At 63.3% G+C, this 17678-nt stretch carries 20 protein-coding genes and 2 pseudogenes; 9 read left to right on the top strand and 13 right to left on the bottom strand.

Annotation, left to right across the window (positions count from 1 at the left end):
- Positions 1-30 precede the first annotated feature (30 nt).
- The 5 genes and pseudogenes from AB0H22_RS23750 to AB0H22_RS23730 all read right to left on the bottom strand — a co-directional run bounded on the left by AB0H22_RS23750 (position 31) and on the right by AB0H22_RS23730 (position 3326).
- A complete protein-coding gene (locus AB0H22_RS23750; protein ID WP_358149541.1) occupies positions 31-984 on the bottom strand; it encodes an MPT63 family protein in 954 nt (317 codons plus the stop codon).
- A 935-nt stretch (positions 985-1919) separates the two neighbouring features.
- A pseudogene (locus AB0H22_RS23745) lies at positions 1920-2159 on the bottom strand (hypothetical protein); the annotation flags it as partial.
- On the bottom strand, positions 2114-2554 hold the full coding sequence (gene cynS, locus AB0H22_RS23740; RefSeq protein WP_358149537.1) for a cyanase: 441 nt from the start codon (positions 2552-2554) through the stop codon (positions 2114-2116). The gene cynS and the pseudogene AB0H22_RS23745, both read right to left, overlap by 46 nt.
- A gap of 36 nt (positions 2555-2590) precedes the next feature.
- Complete coding sequence (locus AB0H22_RS23735; RefSeq protein WP_255485999.1) at positions 2591-2719, bottom strand: hypothetical protein; 129 nt, start codon at positions 2717-2719, stop codon at positions 2591-2593.
- A gap of 112 nt (positions 2720-2831) precedes the next feature.
- Positions 2832-3326 carry a MarR family transcriptional regulator gene (locus AB0H22_RS23730; protein ID WP_358149534.1) on the bottom strand — a complete coding sequence of 165 codons (495 nt, stop codon included), beginning with the start codon at positions 3324-3326 and terminating at the stop codon, positions 2832-2834.
- A 54-nt stretch (positions 3327-3380) separates the two neighbouring features.
- On the opposite strand from AB0H22_RS23730, the gene AB0H22_RS23725 reads away from it, so the two are divergent.
- On the top strand, positions 3381-3791 hold the full coding sequence (locus AB0H22_RS23725) for a DUF5313 domain-containing protein (protein ID WP_180751193.1): 411 nt from the start codon (positions 3381-3383) through the stop codon (positions 3789-3791).
- A gap of 70 nt (positions 3792-3861) precedes the next feature.
- Here AB0H22_RS23725 and AB0H22_RS23720 read toward each other — a convergent pair whose 3' ends face one another.
- From AB0H22_RS23720 to AB0H22_RS23710, 3 genes are all read right to left on the bottom strand, one after another.
- Positions 3862-4053 carry a hypothetical protein gene (locus AB0H22_RS23720; RefSeq protein WP_255486019.1) on the bottom strand — a complete coding sequence of 64 codons (192 nt, stop codon included), beginning with the start codon at positions 4051-4053 and terminating at the stop codon, positions 3862-3864.
- 77 nt (positions 4054-4130) lie between these two features.
- Positions 4131-5360, bottom strand: coding sequence for an Nramp family divalent metal transporter (locus tag AB0H22_RS23715; protein ID WP_180751195.1), 1230 nt, complete (start codon positions 5358-5360; stop codon positions 4131-4133).
- 123 nt (positions 5361-5483) lie between these two features.
- A complete protein-coding gene (locus AB0H22_RS23710) occupies positions 5484-6293 on the bottom strand; it encodes a Ku protein (RefSeq protein WP_358149531.1) in 810 nt (269 codons plus the stop codon).
- Between AB0H22_RS23710 and AB0H22_RS23705 the strand changes: the two genes are divergently transcribed.
- Positions 6283-8643 carry an ATP-dependent DNA ligase gene (locus tag AB0H22_RS23705; protein WP_358149528.1) on the top strand — a complete coding sequence of 787 codons (2361 nt, stop codon included), beginning with the start codon at positions 6283-6285 and terminating at the stop codon, positions 8641-8643. The genes AB0H22_RS23710 and AB0H22_RS23705 overlap by 11 nt on opposite strands.
- Here AB0H22_RS23705 and AB0H22_RS23700 read toward each other — a convergent pair.
- Both AB0H22_RS23700 and AB0H22_RS23695 read right to left on the bottom strand, forming a co-directional pair.
- The gene (locus AB0H22_RS23700) at positions 8611-8916 is read right to left on the bottom strand and encodes a DUF4873 domain-containing protein (protein WP_180751198.1); all 306 of its coding nucleotides are present in this window, start codon (positions 8914-8916) and stop codon (positions 8611-8613) included. The genes AB0H22_RS23705 and AB0H22_RS23700 overlap by 33 nt on opposite strands.
- Positions 8916-9830, bottom strand: coding sequence for a diiron oxygenase (locus AB0H22_RS23695; protein WP_358149526.1), 915 nt, complete (start codon positions 9828-9830; stop codon positions 8916-8918). Before AB0H22_RS23695 ends, AB0H22_RS23700 begins: the two co-directional genes overlap by 1 nt.
- Positions 9831-9939: 109 nt before the next feature.
- Here AB0H22_RS23695 and AB0H22_RS23690 point away from each other — a divergent pair, with 109 nt between their 5' ends.
- From AB0H22_RS23690 to AB0H22_RS23660, 7 genes and pseudogenes are all read left to right on the top strand, one after another.
- Complete coding sequence (locus tag AB0H22_RS23690) at positions 9940-10593, top strand: TetR/AcrR family transcriptional regulator (RefSeq protein WP_180751200.1); 654 nt, start codon at positions 9940-9942, stop codon at positions 10591-10593.
- A gap of 6 nt (positions 10594-10599) precedes the next feature.
- Complete coding sequence (cobF, locus tag AB0H22_RS23685; RefSeq protein ID WP_358149523.1) at positions 10600-11349, top strand: precorrin-6A synthase (deacetylating); 750 nt, start codon at positions 10600-10602, stop codon at positions 11347-11349.
- Positions 11350-11364: 15 nt separating this feature from the next.
- A pseudogene (locus tag AB0H22_RS23680) lies at positions 11365-11607 on the top strand (DNA-formamidopyrimidine glycosylase family protein); the annotation flags it as partial.
- A gap of 132 nt (positions 11608-11739) precedes the next feature.
- A complete protein-coding gene (locus tag AB0H22_RS23675) occupies positions 11740-12228 on the top strand; it encodes a zinc finger domain-containing protein (protein WP_358149603.1) in 489 nt (162 codons plus the stop codon).
- A gap of 9 nt (positions 12229-12237) precedes the next feature.
- Entirely contained in the window at positions 12238-12987 is a 750-nt protein-coding gene (locus AB0H22_RS23670; RefSeq protein WP_358149520.1) for an SDR family oxidoreductase, read from the top strand.
- A 54-nt stretch (positions 12988-13041) separates the two neighbouring features.
- Positions 13042-13950 (top strand): polyphosphate kinase 2, encoded by a 909-nt coding sequence (gene ppk2, locus AB0H22_RS23665; protein WP_358149518.1) that lies wholly within the window; start codon positions 13042-13044, stop codon positions 13948-13950.
- Positions 13951-14068: 118 nt separating this feature from the next.
- Positions 14069-14503 carry a pyridoxamine 5'-phosphate oxidase family protein gene (locus AB0H22_RS23660; protein ID WP_180751205.1) on the top strand — a complete coding sequence of 145 codons (435 nt, stop codon included), beginning with the start codon at positions 14069-14071 and terminating at the stop codon, positions 14501-14503.
- Here the strand turns inward: AB0H22_RS23660 and ctaD are convergent.
- The 3 genes from ctaD to AB0H22_RS23645 all read right to left on the bottom strand — a co-directional run bounded on the left by ctaD (position 14500) and on the right by AB0H22_RS23645 (position 17618).
- The gene (gene ctaD, locus AB0H22_RS23655; protein ID WP_358149515.1) at positions 14500-16182 is read right to left on the bottom strand and encodes a cytochrome c oxidase subunit I; all 1683 of its coding nucleotides are present in this window, start codon (positions 16180-16182) and stop codon (positions 14500-14502) included. The two genes, AB0H22_RS23660 and ctaD, sit on opposite strands and share 4 nt — an antisense overlap.
- Positions 16183-16254: 72 nt before the next feature.
- Complete coding sequence (locus tag AB0H22_RS23650; protein WP_358149513.1) at positions 16255-17127, bottom strand: NAD(P)-dependent oxidoreductase; 873 nt, start codon at positions 17125-17127, stop codon at positions 16255-16257.
- Complete coding sequence (locus AB0H22_RS23645; RefSeq protein ID WP_358149511.1) at positions 17124-17618, bottom strand: VOC family protein; 495 nt, start codon at positions 17616-17618, stop codon at positions 17124-17126. The genes AB0H22_RS23650 and AB0H22_RS23645 overlap by 4 nt, the downstream gene beginning before the upstream one ends.
- Positions 17619-17678: the final 60 nt, after the last annotated feature.

Raw genomic sequence — 17678 nt, 5'->3', positions numbered from 1 at the left:
GCGGCCGGCGGTCGTTGACGAGCTGCTGAACTATCCCTCGGTGGGTGTGCCCTGGCTGCCTGCCGAGCGCTGTCCGTGTGGGGCGCTGTCGGACGCCGGAACGGCGGGAATCGCGGGCACGGCGGCCGCAGGCGGGTTGGCGATCTGCGGAGCGCCCTCGGCCCCGGGAGCTGCGGGTGCCGCAGGCGCCGGGGTGGCAGTGGCGTTCAGCGGCGTGCCTTCGGCGGCAGGTGCCGGGGCGCCGGGTGCCGGGGTGGCGGTGGCGCTCAGGGGGGTGCCCTCAGCACCGGGCGCCGGGGTAGCAGGTGTCGGAGCCGGCGTCGCGGTCACCGGTGCCACCGTCGGGGTGGGAGTCGCAGCGGGCTGCTGCCCGTCCACCGGAGTGCCCTGGCTTCCGGCGGGCAGCGGGGTGCCCTGGCTTCCGGCCGGAACGGCGGCAGGCGCCGGCGTGGCTGTGGTGCTGGTGGCCGGTGCGGGGGCGGTGCCATGTGACTGGCTCGAACCACCCGAACGCGGTGCCGCGGCGGGAGCAGCCTTCCAGGTGAGCAGATCCTCGTCACTGGAGGTGTAGGTCACCGTTTCAGGGGCGGCACCGGTCACATCGAAATAGATCTTGCCGGTGGTCTTTTCACCCTGCGACAGAGTCCCCGGGTTCACGCCCTGGTCGGTGGCCACCCCGTAGAGCACGCGGTAGGTCTCCCCGTCCTTGGCCTTCGCGTTGAAGTTGGCGACAATCGGGATAACGCTGCCCTCGATCGCCTCGTCGGTGGCGGTGGCTTCCCACAGAGTGCCCTTGGCCTGGTACGGCAGCTGGTCCGAGCTGACCTTGAGGTCGCTGATGGTCCATGCCTGTACGACATCGCCGTTGGTCAGGCGACCCTGCTGGCCCAGCGCGGTATCGGCTCCGGCGGTCGGCATCAGGGCTAGTCCGGTGGCCGCTACGGCGGCCGCCGCCGCGGCAATAATGGGCAGATTGATCTTCACGATGGTGCTCTCCTTGACGTCCAATGTGCTCCCCCCAGCGGGGACGGTCTGTGGGTAAAACTAACAGGTCTGGGTGCACCATCGTCGCCCGAAGTATGGGATTGCCATACGGTTAAGAACATGACGGTTGATACCACCGGTCACCAGGGGGCCGCGCCGGAGCCAGACGACTGGCCGCCCGACGCGCGCATGTTCACGATCCGTGCGGCAGCGGACGATGCCGCACCTGGCCTGGCCGCCGAACTACCCATTACCGCAACAGAACTCGGCATGCTGGACGGGGATGTCAACCACCCGGTGCAGTTCTGCAGCGTGCTGCTGGAACCGCCCGTCAAGCACCGCTTCGACGTATCAAATGCCGCCAGGTACGAGATGGAGTATTGCGACCGGGACGACGATGGCGAGTTCTTCATGGTGCATGTGGCGCTGCTGGGCCCCCGACGCCCCGAAGACGCCCTGACACCCGGAGCCCGCGGGGTGCTTGTCGATATCGCGTATGTCGTCGATCTGTCGCTGGAAGAAGACGGCGTGCTCAATCCCGCCAAGGTCGACTGGGCGGGAGGGGTACTCGTCGATGTCGCTGGAGAGGCACCCGCCGACCAACCGGCCGACGCTGCCGAGGGACAGGCAGATAAGCAGCCGGCTCCCGTGCCCGTGCCCGCGACCGGTCCGGTAGCGGCATCGGCCGAGCCGGGGAGCCCGGGGAGCTCGGAGTGGATCCGCGAGCAGCTCGACGTGCGTATCGCGGTGCTGAGCCGCCTCGCGGGGGAGGTGGCCATCTCCGAGGTGCCGGTGCCGACCGAGCTGGCCAAGGGCGAGCGTCACTCCAACACCGCGCCGCAGTATGTGCTTGATGGCGCCCAGTTCTGGTACCACACGCGTGATCCGAAGAAGGGTTTCCTCTGGAAGACCACGAACAACCCGAACGAGCTCATCTATTGGTGCATCGACGATGTCGCCAGGGGACTGGCGTGGCGGTGGACGCAGCAGGCGGCCACATACAAGACGATGCCTCCGGCCACGGCACAACGCACGCTGTGGGCGCCGTACTGGCAGCTGCTCATGAACGCACTCGACACCAAATGGGGTGCCATCACAGGCCGCAACATCCGCGGCCTGCTGTGAGCGGTTACCAGCGGTAGTCGAGAAACTTCCCGTCGAAGGTGAGCACTACCCGGTCCCCATCGGGATCCGGACGACGTGCGATATCGACCTTGAAGTTGATGGCGCTCATGATGCCGTCGCCGAACTCCTCATGGATGGCCTCCTTGATCGCCGGGCCGTAGACGCTCAACGCCTCGTAGAGCCGGTAGATCGTCGGGTCGGAGGGCGCCACGCCGTCCAGCGTGCCGCGGTACGGCTGAGCGCGCAGTGCCGTGATGAGCTGCGGCCCCAGCTCCAGAAGCTCGGCCACCTTGGTGGCCTTGGCCTCGGGGACCGGATGTTGGCCCAATAGTGCGGCGATCGTCCAAATCAGCGGTGAATCAATCGCTTCCGCGATCTGCTGCCATGTCAGGTTCTTCTCGACGCGGCGGGCGGTGATCAGTTCTGCGGCTTCGTCCTTGGTCATGACGTCAGACAAACAGACGCCGGGTGGGGACGCAAACTAGTGCTGCCACATGCCTTTCTGCGCATCGCGTTCGTAGTAGTTCATCGAGTGCTCCCCGTTCGCCGTCCAGAGCGCTGCGATGATCACGATCAGCGGGACGATGAACACCATTGATTCTGTCCACATGATGGCCTCCTTGGTACATCGATCGGTCTACCTTCGATTCCAGCATGTAGACCGATCGGTGTATAGGAAATGTGGCGGACGCCACAAAGCGGTTGGACCAGGCGGGGTTGGATTACTCCGTGTCCAAGGCGCCTGCGGCAATTGCGGCGGTGTTGATCCTGGTCAGCACCTCATGCAGGTGTTCGAGTTCGCGGAGGTTGACACCCAGGCGCTCCACCACGGCGCCCGGAACCTTGAGCGCCTTCCGGCGCAGCGCGGCGCCATCCTTGGTCAGGGTGACGTTCGTGGTGCGCTCGTCGACGGCGCTGCGCGGACGGGTAATGAGCCCCAACGTTTCGAGTCGCTTAAGCATGGGGGAGATGGTGGCCGAATCTGTCTGCAGCAGGGCGGCTATCTCCTTGACGGACGGGGCTTCTCGGGCCGGTTCTTGGCCCTCCTTGGCGTGATCCCAGAGCGCGAGCATCACCAGATACTGGGGGTGTGTCAGGCCCAGCGGTGCGAGCAGCGGTCGGTATATCGCGAGCACTGCGCGGTTGGTGACGGCCAGCGCGAAGCACACTTGCCGTTCCAGGGCTAGGGGGTCTATATCCGGCGAGACTGCGGTCATTCGCACCATCCTAGCTGTTAGTTAGTGCACTAACTATTAGTCTACAATCTAGTTATGGCCGCGGACCGTCCGAATCTTCTCCAGTACATCGCCTACTGCTACGGGCGACGTCTGCCTGACTCGATGAAAAACTGGGTTGCCTATGACCTGGCGGGCAAGGGTGCCGTGCGGCGGCACATCTTCCGATGTGCGATTCCGCCGCTGTTCATCCTCGCGCCGTTTTGGCTGCTACCCGCCTCGCTCTACGTGCATCTTGAAATGACGGTGCCCATCTACGCCTGGGTGCTGATCATGGCGCATGCCCTCAACAAGGTGTGGCGCCGACACCGGCTGGTTCAGCACGATCTGGATCCGGGTCTGGTCGATGTGCTCAAGCGTCAGAAAGACGCGCATATCCACGAGGACTATGCGCGGCGTTTCGGGCCGCGTTCCGGTGACGGATACTCCAGCAGCGGCCCCATCTAAAGGCGCCGCGGGGAACTAGTACTACGCCCCGCGGTGATGCTGCGGGGTAAGGGGTAGGGGACCGTCTAGGTCAGTCCCAGTCGCCGTGCTTCCAGTGGCCCTTGCCCCAGCCGTTGCCGTGTCCACCACGCCAGCCGCGATCCCAACCACGGTCCCAGCCACCGTCAGCACACACGGTGACCCGCGGGTAGGTGTCTACGGAACCGCAAATGTCAGGATCGGCCTTTGCTGGGGCTGCAGAGGCGATACCTCCAACGAACAAACCACTAGCAACGACTCCAATTGCCAAGGCTGAGGGCAGGATTCGTTTCATGTCTCACAGCGTACTCCCAGAGAAAACTAGTTCGCAAGGGTAAGGAAGATGAGGACGACGTTGAGCGCCGAGATGAGCGCGGCGATGATCCAGCCGAGCGCCGTCGTGATGCGGTGGTTCACATCGGCGCCCATCAGCCGACGGTCGCTGGTCAGCCGGATCAAGGGGATGAGTGCAAAGGGGATGCCGAAGGACAGCACCACCTGGGATACCACCAGCGCACGGGTGGGGTCGATACCCGTCGCGAGGATTGCCAAGGCGGGCAGCAGTGTCACGAGCCGCCGCGTCACGATGGGGATTGACCGGCGCAAGAGACCCTGCATGATCATTGCTCCCGCATAGGCGCCCACCGAGGATGACGCCAGCCCCGATGCCAGTAGGCCAATCGCGAAGAGCAAGGCCACCGTTGGGCCGAGGCTGTCGCGAACCGCGGCATGCGCGCCCTCGATGGTGTCGACTCCGTCGCGGCCCTGCAGATTTGTCGCGGCGACCAGCAGCATCGCCATGTTGACGGCCCCGGCGAACACCATCGCGAGGCTCACGTCCCAGCGGGTAATGCGCAGCAGCCTGCGGCGCGGCTCGCCGGCCGCAGGGTGTCCATGACGGTCTCGGGCCAGGCCAGAGTGCAGATACACCGCGTGTGGCATGACCGTTGCGCCCAGCATGGCTGTGGCCAACAGCAGGCTCTCGGCGCCCTGGAAGCGGGGGATGAGACCCGCGGCGGTCTCGGCGAGCGGCGGCGGTTGCACCACCACACTGGCGAGGAACCCGACCGCGATGATCGCCAGTAGCGCCGAGATCACGTACTCGAAGGTCCGCTGCCCGCGCCGATCCTGTACGGCTAGCAGCACCATCGAGACCACGCCGGTGATAACACCGCCAATCAGCAGCGGCAGATCGAACAGGAGATAGAGCGCGATTGCCCCGCCGACAACTTCGGCCAGATCCGTTGCCATGGCGACCAATTCGGCCTGTATCCAATAGGCGATCCGAGTGCGGCGCGACATGCGGTCACCGACCGCCTCGGGTAGTGACTGCCCGGTGACGAGGCCGAGCTTCGCCGAGAGGTACTGCACCAATCCCGCCATCGCATTGGCGGTGACGATCACCCACACCAGTAGGAAGCCGAACTTCGCGCCTGCGCTGACGTTCGACGCGACGTTTCCGGGATCGACATAGGCGATGGATGCGACGAATGCGGGCCCCAGTAGATATAGCCCGCGCGACGAGCTCGTCTGCTTGGGCCGCTCCAGCATCACGTCTCCTTGTTCCAGTTACCCGAATAGAAAAGTTAGAGTACCCGAAACTTTGCGCCGCGGCGAGTCCGAGCCCAGCGTGGGAATTCGTCGCGAAATTCGCGTGAGCCCCGCGCTCGGTGATTAGTTGGTGCTGGCCTTTTCTGCCTGCCGCTTCTTGACGCTGGCTTCCAGCGCGGCCAATAGATCCGAGACATCGGTGGCGTCGAGTTCGGTGGGCGCATCCTCCTTGGTGAACGCCTCGCCACCTTCGAGTTTGGCCTCCACCATCTCCAGCAGCTGCGACTGATAGGTGTCGTTGTATCGGCTCGGGTCGAAATCGTCGGCCATCGACTCCACCACCTGCCCGGCCATCGACAGTTCGGCCGGTTTGATGGCGACTTCGTTGTCCAACACCGGGAAGTCGGGCTCGCGAATCTCGTCCGGCCACAGCAGGGTGTGGATGATCATCACCTGACGTTTACCAAAGTCCTTGACCCGCAATGCCGCCAGCCGAGTCTTGTTACGCAGCGCGAAGTGCACGATCGCTACCCGTTCGGTCTGCGCCAGCGTCTGTGCCAGCAGCACATAGGATTTCGATGACTTGCTGTCCGGCTCCAGGTAATAGCTCTTGTCGTACATCAGCGGATCCAGCTCGGCCAGGGGCACGAACTCCAGCACCTCGATCTCGCGGCTCGACTCGGCGGGCAGGCTCGCCATATCCTCGTCGGTGATGATGACCGTGCGGCCGTCCTCGGCCTCGTAGGCCTTGTTGATATCCCGGAACTCGACGACCTCGCCGCATTCTTCGCAGGTGCGTTTGTAGCGGATCCGACCGTTGTCCTTGTTGTGGACCTGATGGAACTTGAGGTCATGGTCCTCGGTCGCGCTGTATACCTTGACAGGGACGTTCACCAGCCCGAAGGCGAGGGAGCCCTTCCAGATGGAACGCATACCCCAAGTATGGCCCACCAGGCCCGATTCTCTTCGCGCAAGCGGCTCATCGGCGCCAGATTCGGGCCCCTCTGTGCGTCTCACCAATGCGGAAAAGGTGCTGTACCCGGAAACCGGGACCACTGCGGCCGTTACCAAGGCGGATGTCTTCGGCTACTACACCGCGATCGCATCGTTCATGCTGCCGCATGTCGCCGGGCGTCCGGTCACCCGCAAACGGTGGCCCAATGGGGTTGACCAGCCGTCATTCTTCGAGAAGGACCTGGCTTCATCGGCGCCCGATTGGCTGCCGCGGCGGCGCATCGAGCACAAGTCCCGGTACGTCGCCTATCCGTTGATCGATACCTCGGTTGCGCTGGCGTGGATCGCTCAGCAGGCGGCACTGGAGGTGCACGTGCCGCAGTGGCGTTTCGTCGGCGAAAATCCTGGTCCTGCTTCTCGATTGGTCTTCGATCTGGACCCCGGCGAGGGAGTGAGCATGCCGCAGCTGGCGAAAGTCGCCCGTGCGGTGCGTGATGTGCTCGACGATATCGGCCTGACGACCTACCCGTTGACCAGTGGGAGCAAGGGCATTCACCTGTATGTGCCGCTGGCGCAACCGGTCAGCTCATCCGGTGCGGTGGCTGTCGCGAAGAAGGTCGCGGTTCAGCTGGAACAGGAGATGCCGGACCTGGTGACCGCGACCATGACACGTCAACTGCGTGCGGGCAAGGTTTTCGTGGACTGGAGTCAGAACAGCGGTTCCAAAACGACGGTGGCCCCGTACTCGCTGCGTGGCCGCGAGACGCCGACCGTTGCCGCGCCGCGCACCTGGGAGGAGCTGGACGATCCGGATCTGCGCCAGTTGCGGTTCGACGAGGTGCTGGCACGTGCCGAGCGCGACGGTGACTTGTTGGCCGGGCTCGACGACGTCGAGATCATCGAGGACAGGCTGTCCGCCTACCGCAGCATGCGCGACCCCGCGCGCACCCCCGAGCCCGTTCCTGCCTTCAAACCCGAAGCAAGTCAGAATAATTCGTTTGTCATTCAGGAGCATCACGCCACGGCGCTGCACTACGATTTCCGGTTGGAGCGCGACGGTGTGCTGGTCTCGTGGGCCGTTCCCAAGAATCTGCCCATGGAACCGTCGGTCAATCATCTGGCGGTGCATACCGAGGACCACCCGCTGGAATACGGCACCTTCGAGGGCGTCATTCCGAAGGGGGAGTACGGGGCCGGCGAAGTGACCATTTGGGACTCGGGCACCTACGACACTGAGAAGTTCATCGATCCCCGCGACGACGCAGGCGCCGACGGCATGTCCAAGGGGGAGGTCATCGTCACCCTGCACGGTAAGCGAATCTCTGGGCGGTACGCACTGATCCGAACCAACGGCAAGCAATGGCTGGCCCACCGGATGAAGGATCAGCGATCACCGACCACGATGCCGGTGGGCCTCGCGCCCATGCTGCCGAGCACCGGATCCGTCGCGGGCCTGGCTGCCGATGAGTGGGCCTTCGAGGGCAAGTGGGACGGCTACCGGCTCATCCTCGAATGTGACCACGGGCAGCTGCGGGCACTCGCGCGCAGCGGGCGTGATGTCACCGCGGAGTTCCCGGCATTGCAGCGGCTAGCCCTCGAATTGGCCGAACACCGTGTGGTTCTGGATGGGGAGGTCGTTGTGCTGGACCCGAAAGGGCTGCCAAGCTTCTCGCTGCTGCAGCACCGGACGTCGGGCACGCAGACGGAGTTCTGGGCCTTCGATTTGCTGTATCTGGACGGAAAATCCTTGCTGCGCACCAAGTATCATGACCGGCGTCGACTGCTCGACGTGTTGGGTGCCGGTACCGAGTCGATGACCGTTCCGGAGAAACTGAACGGCGACGGCAGCGGGGCACTTGCGCATTCACACGCCCAGGGATGGGAGGGCGTTGTCGCGAAGAGGCTGGATTCCACCTACGCTCCTGGCCGCACCCAGTCGTGGATCAAGGCGAAGAACTGGAGCAGCCAGGAGATCGTCATCGGTGGCTGGCGCACGGGGCAAGGCGGACGCAGCAGCGGGATCGGAGCCCTGCTCATGGGGATACCGGACGAGAGCGGACTGCGTTATGCAGGCCGGGTGGGCACCGGGTTCACCGAGAAGGAACTGGCTTCTCTCAAGGAGCGGTTAGAACCGTTGCACCGCGATGAATCGCCTTTCAGCGCATCGCTTTCCGCGGTCGAGGCCAAGAACGTGCAGTTCGTCGAGCCGGTCCTGGTGGCCGAGGTCCGCTACGGGGACCGCACGCCGGGAGGGATTCTGAAGCATTCCAGCTGGCGTGGCCTGCGTACCGACAAATCAGTTGGCGACGTCGAGCTCGATCTCGGCTAACGGATACGGCGGTGCGCCGACTCCTGCCACCGAGAAGTGGCCCCACGGGGTCTGCTCGGTGATCCGTCCCTGGGCGCTGGTCGCACCGATGGCGATGACCACCTGCGTCCCGCCCCTGAGCTCGCCACCCTCGGGCTTGGCATAAATCGTTCCCTGCCAATGGAACTTGCCGTCCAGTGGGTTGAAGAAACTCATCAGCCGGACCCGGGACTCCACGGTGAACTCCCCGGCGGTGATCGTTGCGGTGCCGTCGAAGACCTCGTCGTCTTCCATCAGGCGACGAACTTCGCTTTGCGCCACAGCCAGCGTGAAGTTCCGCCCATCAGCCCGATATCAGTGAGGAACTTGTACAGCGGTGCGAAGCCGAGCTGTTGTGTCGCGCGGAAGCTCTCGTTGCGGAACGCGATCTTCTGGGTTTGATATCCGGGTAACCCGACATTGCGGTACATCCTCGGATTCGTGAACAGGTACATGAAGATGGGACCGCCGAAGCCGTTGACATGCCGGACGATGAAGCGCGCGTACCGCGGCAGTTTGCCAATACGCTGGCGTAGGCCGTCGCGGGCGAACTGGATGTGCCGAGCTTCCTCGGTGACGTGAATTCGCATGAGCCGCGCGACCATTGGTTGCAGTTCTGGATCGTCCATCATCTCGCGCTGGATGGCGTCGAAGATCTCCTCGCCGATCAGCGCGGCCACCCACAGCATGGGACCCTTGAGGACCAGCGGCAGGGCGTTGGCCAGCCACCGCTGGTAGAGCGGCAGTCGGTAGGGCTCAATCCCGGCTTGCGATATCGCCTTGCCGAACATCGTCATGTGCCGGGTCTCGTCACCGATCTCGGTCAGCGAGTAAAAAGTCTCGTTGCTGCTCGGGTTGGCATGCATGAGAGCGCGCAGCAGGCTCTGATTGAGAATGTTCTCGAACCAGATGCCGACAGACAGGACGTTGGCCATCTCGTGCTTAGACAGCTCAATCTGTTCGGCGCGAGACATGTTGTTCCAGATGTCGGTGCCGTAGAGCGAAATTGCCTTCGGGGGAAGGAAGTATTTGTCGGGATCTAACGGTGCGTCCCAGTCCAGGTCGACCATTGGCTGGTAAGACCGGCGTACCGAGCCTTTGAGCAACCGGTCGGAGTATTCCTCCCGGTTTGGGGTCCGAGCTGACCCGTTATTAAGGGTGGCAGTCACCGTCGACCGTCCTTTCCGTTAAGATGTCAAACGTAAACGTTGCAGGTTGAGGCGTCAAGTGAGACGCGAAGTACCACGTAAATGGCGTGGCGCATGAAGGAAGGCACCGATGAAAGTGAGCCGATCGAGCCATCGCGGCCGTACCCGCGACCACGGCGAGATTCGCCGCCGCATCCTCGATGCCGCTGAAGAATGCTTGCTGGAACATGGGTACGAAGCCCGTTTGCATGCACTGATCGCCAAGAAGGCCGGTCTGTCGAGGCCCACCGTCTATAAGCATGTGGGGGACCAGGCCGCGATCATCGAGGCACTATTCCACCGCGAGTTTCTTCGGTTTGGGGAAATACTGGAGCCCGTCTTCGCGACCGCCAAGAGTCCTCGTACCGGGTTCATCGACGCCATCGTGCGCATCGTCCAGCATGGTCGCCACCACCCGTTGCTGCAGAAGGGCCTGAAGGAGAACCCCGAGCAGGTGTTGCCGTACCTGACGGTGAAGGCCCGCCCGTTCATCGACCAGACCGCCGTGTTGCTGGCTCCGTACTTCCGCAAGCTACTCACCGAGGAACAGCTCGCCGTCATCAACGTCAAGGCCGCCGCCGAATGGAGCTTCCGGATCGCGGCGTCGCTGCTGGTGACCCCCGGTGTCGTGGAGACGCAGAGCGACGAACAGTTGGGCGCTTTCATCGGCGATCTGCTCACCGTCTCAGTCATTACCGATCAGGAGATCTCACCGGTATTGGCCTCCAAGTCGGCTGCTTCCTAGGTCTGAATGCGACGGATTCGCGTCATCGGGATCGGCGCAGGCCATCCCGAGTACCTGACCGTGCAGGCAATCGCGGCGCTCAATGAGGTCGACGTCTTCTTTGTCGCCGACAAGGGCGACACCAAGGGCGATCTGGTCGAACTGCGCCGCCACATCTGTGAACGGTACGTCGCCGACCCTGACTATCGTTTCGTTGAGTTGGCCGATCCGGTGCGCGGTAGGGGCGAGTACCGCGGTGTGGTGCGGCAGTGGCACGCCGAGCGGGCTGTCTTGTGGGGCAAGGCAATTGCTTCTGAACTGGCCGAAGGTGGTACCGGAGCGTTTCTCGCGTGGGGTGATCCGTCCCTCTACGACAGCACGCTGAGGATTCTCGACGCGATCCTGGCTGACGATCCGAACGCATTCGAATACGACGTGCTGCCGGGTATCACGGCGATTTCCGCGCTGACCGCCCGGCACAGGATTGTGCTGAACGGCATCGGAGAACCGGTGCTCATCACGACGGGGCGGCGGCTGCTGGACGAATGGCCCCACGCAGGAACCGTCGTGGTGATGCTCGACGGCGATTGTGCGTTCCGGCAGCTGGATCCGTCCACGCAGATCTGGTGGGGCGCCTACCTGGGCACCGAGCACGAACTGCTGGTATCTGGGACGGTCGGGAAGGTGGGCGCCCGGATCGCCGAAGTTCGTGCCGCGGCTCGGGCCGAACACGGCTGGATCATGGACACCTACCTGCTGCGGAGTGTCGGCGAGTAGGGGCAGACTGACCCCATGCCCGAACTACCGGAGGTCGAGGCGCTCGCCGATCACCTGCGTCGCCGCGCCACCGGGGCCACTATCGGCCGCATCGACGTCTCGGCGTTCTCGGTACTCAAGACATTCGATCCGCCGATCACCGCCCTGTATGGCCTGACGGTGACGGGTGCGACGCGCTGGGGCAAGTACCTGGGCCTGCAGGCCGGAAACCTGTACCTCATCACGCATCTGTCGCGGGCCGGCTGGCTGCGCTGGTCCGACAAGCTGGCTGCGGCGCCGCTGAAACCGGGTAAGGGTCCGATAGCGCTACGGGTACACCTCGGAACACCAGGTGATGCAGCGGGATTCGATCTCACCGAAGCCGGCACCCAGAAGCGGCTGGCGGTATGGATTGTTGACGACCCGTCCAAGGTTCCGCAGATCGCCTCATTGGGGCCCGACGCCCTCTCGCTGACCGCCGACGGATTGGCCGACATCCTGTCCGGTACCAGTGCGCGCCTGAAGAATGTGATCACCGACCAACGGGTGATCGCCGGGATCGGAAACGCCTACAGCGACGAGATCCTGCACGTGGCCAAGCTGTCCCCTTTCGCTAGCGGAAAGGCGCTCACGGAGGGCCAACTGACGGCGTTGTATGAGGCGATGCAGTCGGTCCTGGCCGACGCGGTGCAGCGCAGTGTGGGGCAACAGGCGGCGACTCTCAAGGGGGAGAAGCGATCTGGTTTGCGGGTGCATGCCCGAACAGGAATGCCCTGCCCGGTATGCGGTGACGTGGTGCGCGAGGTGTCGTTCGCCGACAAATCGTTCCAGTACTGCCCGACGTGTCAGACCGGCGGCAAGGTGCTGGCCGACCGTCGTCTCTCGCGGCTCCTCAAATAAGGTGACCACGTGACGCGACAGAAGATACTCATCACCGGGGCGAGTTCCGGCCTGGGCGCCGAGATGGCCCGTCAGTTCGCCGCGAAGGGACGCGATCTGGCCCTGTGCGCCCGCCGCGCCGAGGCACTGGAAGAACTCAAGGCGGAGCTGCTGGCGGCCAACGCGGGAATCAAGGTCGCCGTGCGGACTCTGGACGTCACCGACCACGACGCTGTGCCGGTGGTCTTCGGTGAGCTGCGCGATGAGCTCGGTGGCCTGGACCGCGTGGTGGTGAACGCCGGTATCGCCAAGGGCTGGCATCTGGGAGGTGGCAAGTCATGGGCCAATATCCAGACCATCGAAACCAATCTCATTGGTGCACTGGTGCAGATCGAGGCGGCGCTGGCACTGTTCAAGGAACAGAATGCAGGGCACCTTGTTCTCATCTCATCGGTGACGGCCGCCAAGGGGCTGCCCGGTACCAAGGCCGCCTACGCAGCCAGCAAGGCTGGACTTTCCTCGTTGGGGGAGTCGCTGCGCGCCGAATATGCCACCGGCCCAATCAAAGTAAGCACCATCGAGCCCGGTTACATTCAGACCGATCTGAGCGCCAAGTCGCCCACCACGCCGATGATGGTCGACACGCTGACCGGCGTGACGGCGATGGTGGATGCCATTGAGAGGGAGCCCGGCCGTGCCGCGGTGCCGCGCTGGCCGTGGGCACCGGTGACGTTGATCATGCGCCTGATTCCGCCCCGTTTGGCGGGCCGCTTAGCCTAACTGGCGTCAGGGTTTCCCACGTGGGACTTTGTGCCCACGTGGGATGCTTCATCCATGGGTGATGAAGACAAGCACAACGCTTCGGTCACGGTGGACTACGCCGCAGAACTCGATGAGCTGGCAAGCCTGCGTGGCGGGATCAAACGCGACAAAGAGGCCAAGGATGCCTGGAAGCAGGGCTATCCCTACGACGAAAAGCTCAGCCGCAAGGAGTACGAGAAGGCCAAACGCAAGCTGCAGATCGAGCTGCTCAAGCTGCAGTTGTGGGTGAAGGAACGCGGCGAGAAGATTTGCATCGTCTTCGAGGGCCGAGACGCCGCCGGTAAGGGTGGATCGATCAAGAGGTTCACCGAACACCTCAATCCCCGCGGTGCCCGCGTGGTGGCGCTGGAGAAGCCGACCTCGGTGGAGCAGACGCAGTGGTACTTCCAGCGCTACACCGCGCACCTGCCCAGCGGCGGGGAGATCGTGTTGATGGACCGCTCCTGGTACAACCGGGCGGGCGTCGAGCGTGTCATGGGTTACTGCACTCCCGCGCAGTGTGCCGAATTTTTGCGTGAGGCTCCGGAATATGAACGGATGCTGGTGAATTCGGGGACACATCTGATCAAGCTGTGGTTCTCGGTGAGTAGGGACGAGCAGCTCGCGCGGTTTGCGGCCAGACGTACAGATCCTGTTCGCCACTGGAAGCTCTCGCCCACCGACCTCGCTTCCCTCGACAAGTGGGACGCCTACACCGAGGCCAAGGAAGCGATGTTCTTCTACACCGACACCGAATTCGCACCGTGGACGGTGGTCAAGAGCAATGACAAGAAGCGTGCCCGGCTAGAGGCGATGCGCCACGTCTTGTCGCAGTTCGACTACGACAACAAGGACGCGAAGATCCTGGGTACGCCGGATCCGCTGATCGTGGGACCCGCGTCTGCGGTCTTCGAGGAGGGCGAGAAGGCCGGCTCGCGCTAGCGGCACATCGCACCAGGAGCATAAGGACGCTGCCTGACAACAGGTTTCGTCGCTTAGTCATCTCGATCGGTGACATTCGGATCTATTCTCGGGCGTCATGACTGGCGATCATCCAGTCATGACGCCCGAATCCAAGTCGATGACCCTGCTCGACAAGTATGAAAGCTGGACCCTGCTGTCGAGTGTTGCGCTGGGCAGGCTGGTGGTTGTGATCGACGACAGACCCGAGATCTTCCCGATCAACTTCGTTACCCAGCGCGGCACTGTGTTATTCCGAACCGCAGAGGGCACCAAGCTCTTCGGCTCCGTGGTGAGCGATCAGGTGCTGTTCGAGGCGGACGATCACAACGACATCGGAGGCTGGAGCGTTGTCGTGCGTGGCGCCGCACAGGTACTCAACACCTCTGTGGACATCGACGAGGCGGACCGCGCCGGCCTGTACCCGTGGATACCCACCGTGAAGCTCCATTATGTTCGGATCATCCCGTCGCAGATCAACGGCCGGCGCTTCGTGTTCGGGCGTGAACCCGAGGGCGGTCACGTACCGGGCTAGTGCCCGACGTGCGACTCGGCGCGCATGCGTTCGGACATGTGCGGATAGTGCAGCTCGAATGCGGGCCGCTCCGAACGTATTTGGGGCAGCTCGGTGAAGTTGTGCCGCGGCGGCGGGCAGCTGGTGGCCCACTCCAGGGAGTTGCCGTAACCCCACGGGTCGTCGACCGTGACGACCTCGCCGTACCGGTAGCTCTTGAACACGTTCCATACGAACGGCAGCATCGAGGCGCCCAGCAGCAGCGCGCCAACGGTGGAGACAATGTTCAACTCCGTGAAACCGTCGGACGGTAGGTAGTCGGCGTAGCGACGTGGCATGCCTTGGTTCCCCAGCCAGTGCTGCACAAGGAACGTGGCGTGGAACCCGATGAAGGTCAACCAGAAGTGGAACTTGCCGAGACGCTCGTCGAGCAGGCGACCCGTCATCTTCGGGAACCAGAAGTAGACACCGGCGTAGGTCGCGAACACGATGGTGCCGAACAACGTGTAGTGGAAATGGGCCACCACGAAGTACGAGTCTGTCACGTGGAAGTCTATGGGCGGAGCCGCAAGGAGGACGCCGGTCAGGCCGCCGAACAGGAAGGTGACCAGGAAGCCGATCGAGAACAGCATCGGCGTCTCGAAGGTCAACTGCCCCTTCCACATGGTCCCGATCCAGTTGAAGAACTTGATACCGGTCGGAACCGCGATCAGGAACGTCATGAAGGAGAAGAACGGCAGGAGTACAGCTCCCGTCGCATACATGTGGTGCGCCCACACCGCGATAGACAGTGCTCCGATGCCCAATGTGGCATACACAAGAGTGGTGTAGCCGAAGATCGGCTTGCGGCTGAACACCGGGAAGATCTCGGACACCACACCGAAGAATGGCAGTGCGAGCACATACACCTCGGGGTGCCCAAAGAACCAGAAAAGATGCTGCCACAACAGGACACCACCGTTGGCAGGGTCGTACAGGTGCGCACCCAGCCTGCGGTCCGCCTCCAATCCGATGGCGGCGGCCGCCAACAAAGGAAACACCAGTAGCACTAACACGCTGACTACCAGGATGTTCCAGGTGAAAATCGGCATCCGGAACATCACCATGCCAGGTGCACGCATACACACCACCGTGGTGATCATGTTGACAGCGCCGAGGATCGTGCCCAGACCGCCTACCGCGACGCCCAAGATCCATAGATCAGAACCGGCTCCCGGTGAGTGGATGGCGTCGGAGAGGGGTGTGTAGGCGGTCCAGCCGAAGTCTGCCGCACCACCGGGAGTGATGAATCCCGCCATCGCGATGAGCGCGCCGAAAAGGAAGAGCCAGAACGACAACGCGTTCAATCTCGGGAAGGCGACATCGGGTGCGCCGATCTGCAGCGGCAGTACTACGTTCGCGAAGCCGAACACGATGGGCGTCGCGTAGAACAGCAGCATCGCCGTGCCGTGCATCGTGAACAGTTGGTTGTACTGCTCATTGGACAGGAATGCCAGACCCGGGGTGGTCAGCTCTGCGCGGATGAGCAGCGCCATCAGCCCGCCCACCATGAAGAACGCGAAACATGTGACCAGATACATGATTCCGATCAACTTGTGATCGGTGGTGGACACAAGTCGGTAGATCAAAGAGCCTTTCGGCCCTAGACGGGCGGGGAACGGACGCCGCGCCGACAGTGTTGGGGATGCATCGATAGCCACAGGGAACCTCCGTATGAACGAGCGTTAGTCGCCTGTGTACGTGAGGCTTTCCCTGCCGACATCATGCCATAGTCACGTCGCGTCGCGCGCCCGCTGTAGATCGGCGATGGACGACCAGTCCAGCTCGGCCTTTCCGTTGGCCAGCGCCTCATCGAGAACCGCTCGCAGTACCTCGCCGATCGGCAGTCGCAGGCCGGTGTCCGCCGCAACATCGAGTGCCAGCCCAACATCCTTGCGGCCCAGGGTAGTTGTGAACCCGGCGGGTTGGTAGGTGGAGGTGGCGATGAGCTTGCCGTAGCTGCTGTACGCCGGTCCCTGAAACAGGGTGCTGGTCAGCAAGTCCACCAGCAGTTCGGAGTTCACTCCGGAACGTTCGGCCATGCTGACGGCCTCGCTCAACGACTGGATGGCCGATGCGATGAGGAAGTTCCCGATGATCTTGACGACGTTGGCTTGTCGCGGCGCATCGCCCAGTCGCCAGGTACGCGCCCCGATGACATCGAAAAATGTTTGTGCCCTGTCGATGTGGTCACCGGTACCTGCCGCCAGCACCTGCAGCTGCCCGGCCTGCGCGACGGCGACCCGCCCGAACACCGGAGCGGCGACGTATCCGACACCGTGCTCGGCGTGAAACGCCGCCGCACGGTCGGCCAGCTGTGTGCTGACCGTGGCCAGGTTGACGTGCAGGGCTCCCCGCGCCGCGGCGAGAACCTCTGATTCGAGGAAGGTTTCGGCGACGGCGTGGTCATCGGCCAGCATCGAGAACACCACCCCGGACTCGAATGCCTGCGCGACCGACCCGAGCGGGCGGGCGCCTGCGGCGGTGAGTTCTTGGACGGGTTGGGGAGATCGATTCCATACCGAGACCTCGTGGCCCGCAGCAACAAGATTGTGGGCCATGGCCTTTCCCATGGCTCCTAGTCCAATAACGGCGATTGTGCTCATTGCTGTGCTCCTGTTTCAGTGGGCCAGTTGGCGAAGATCTCGGTGTAGTCGTGGCTCATCAATTCGATGACGGTGCCCCATGGATCGGTGAGATATGACATCGTCCAGGGTCTGCCGGTGACGACCGGTCGCGGTGCGGTGATCACCCTTCCGCCGCTCCGGGCGACGGCGCGTGTCTGCTCCGCCACATCGGGAACCGTTAGACAGAGGTGCCAGGTGCCACGCCGGGTGTACTCGACGGGTCTATCCGGTGGTGGGTCCGTCACGGGATCGATGAACTCGAAGAGCTCGACACCCACTCCGTTTCCGGTCTGCAGACCGGCCATTCGCGCCTTGGTGAAACGGGTGTCCAGTCCAGGCGGGTGCTCGCCATCCGGTCCGGATTCGAGTGCTCGTGGGCCCATGATGCATTCGAATCCGAATACCTCGCGGTACCAGTCGATTGCCGCTGCGATATCGGGAACGGTGATCCCGATGTGATTGACGGACATCTCTCCTCCAAGCGAACCGGTTTAGATGGTTCCACCGTAGATCAACTCCTCCGATCTGTC

The sequence above is a fragment of the Mycobacterium sp. NPDC050853 genome, from assembly GCF_040653875.1.
Taxonomy (GTDB): Bacteria; Actinomycetota; Actinomycetes; order Mycobacteriales; family Mycobacteriaceae; genus Mycobacterium.
This window is presented reverse-complemented; position numbering and strand designations above follow the sequence as displayed.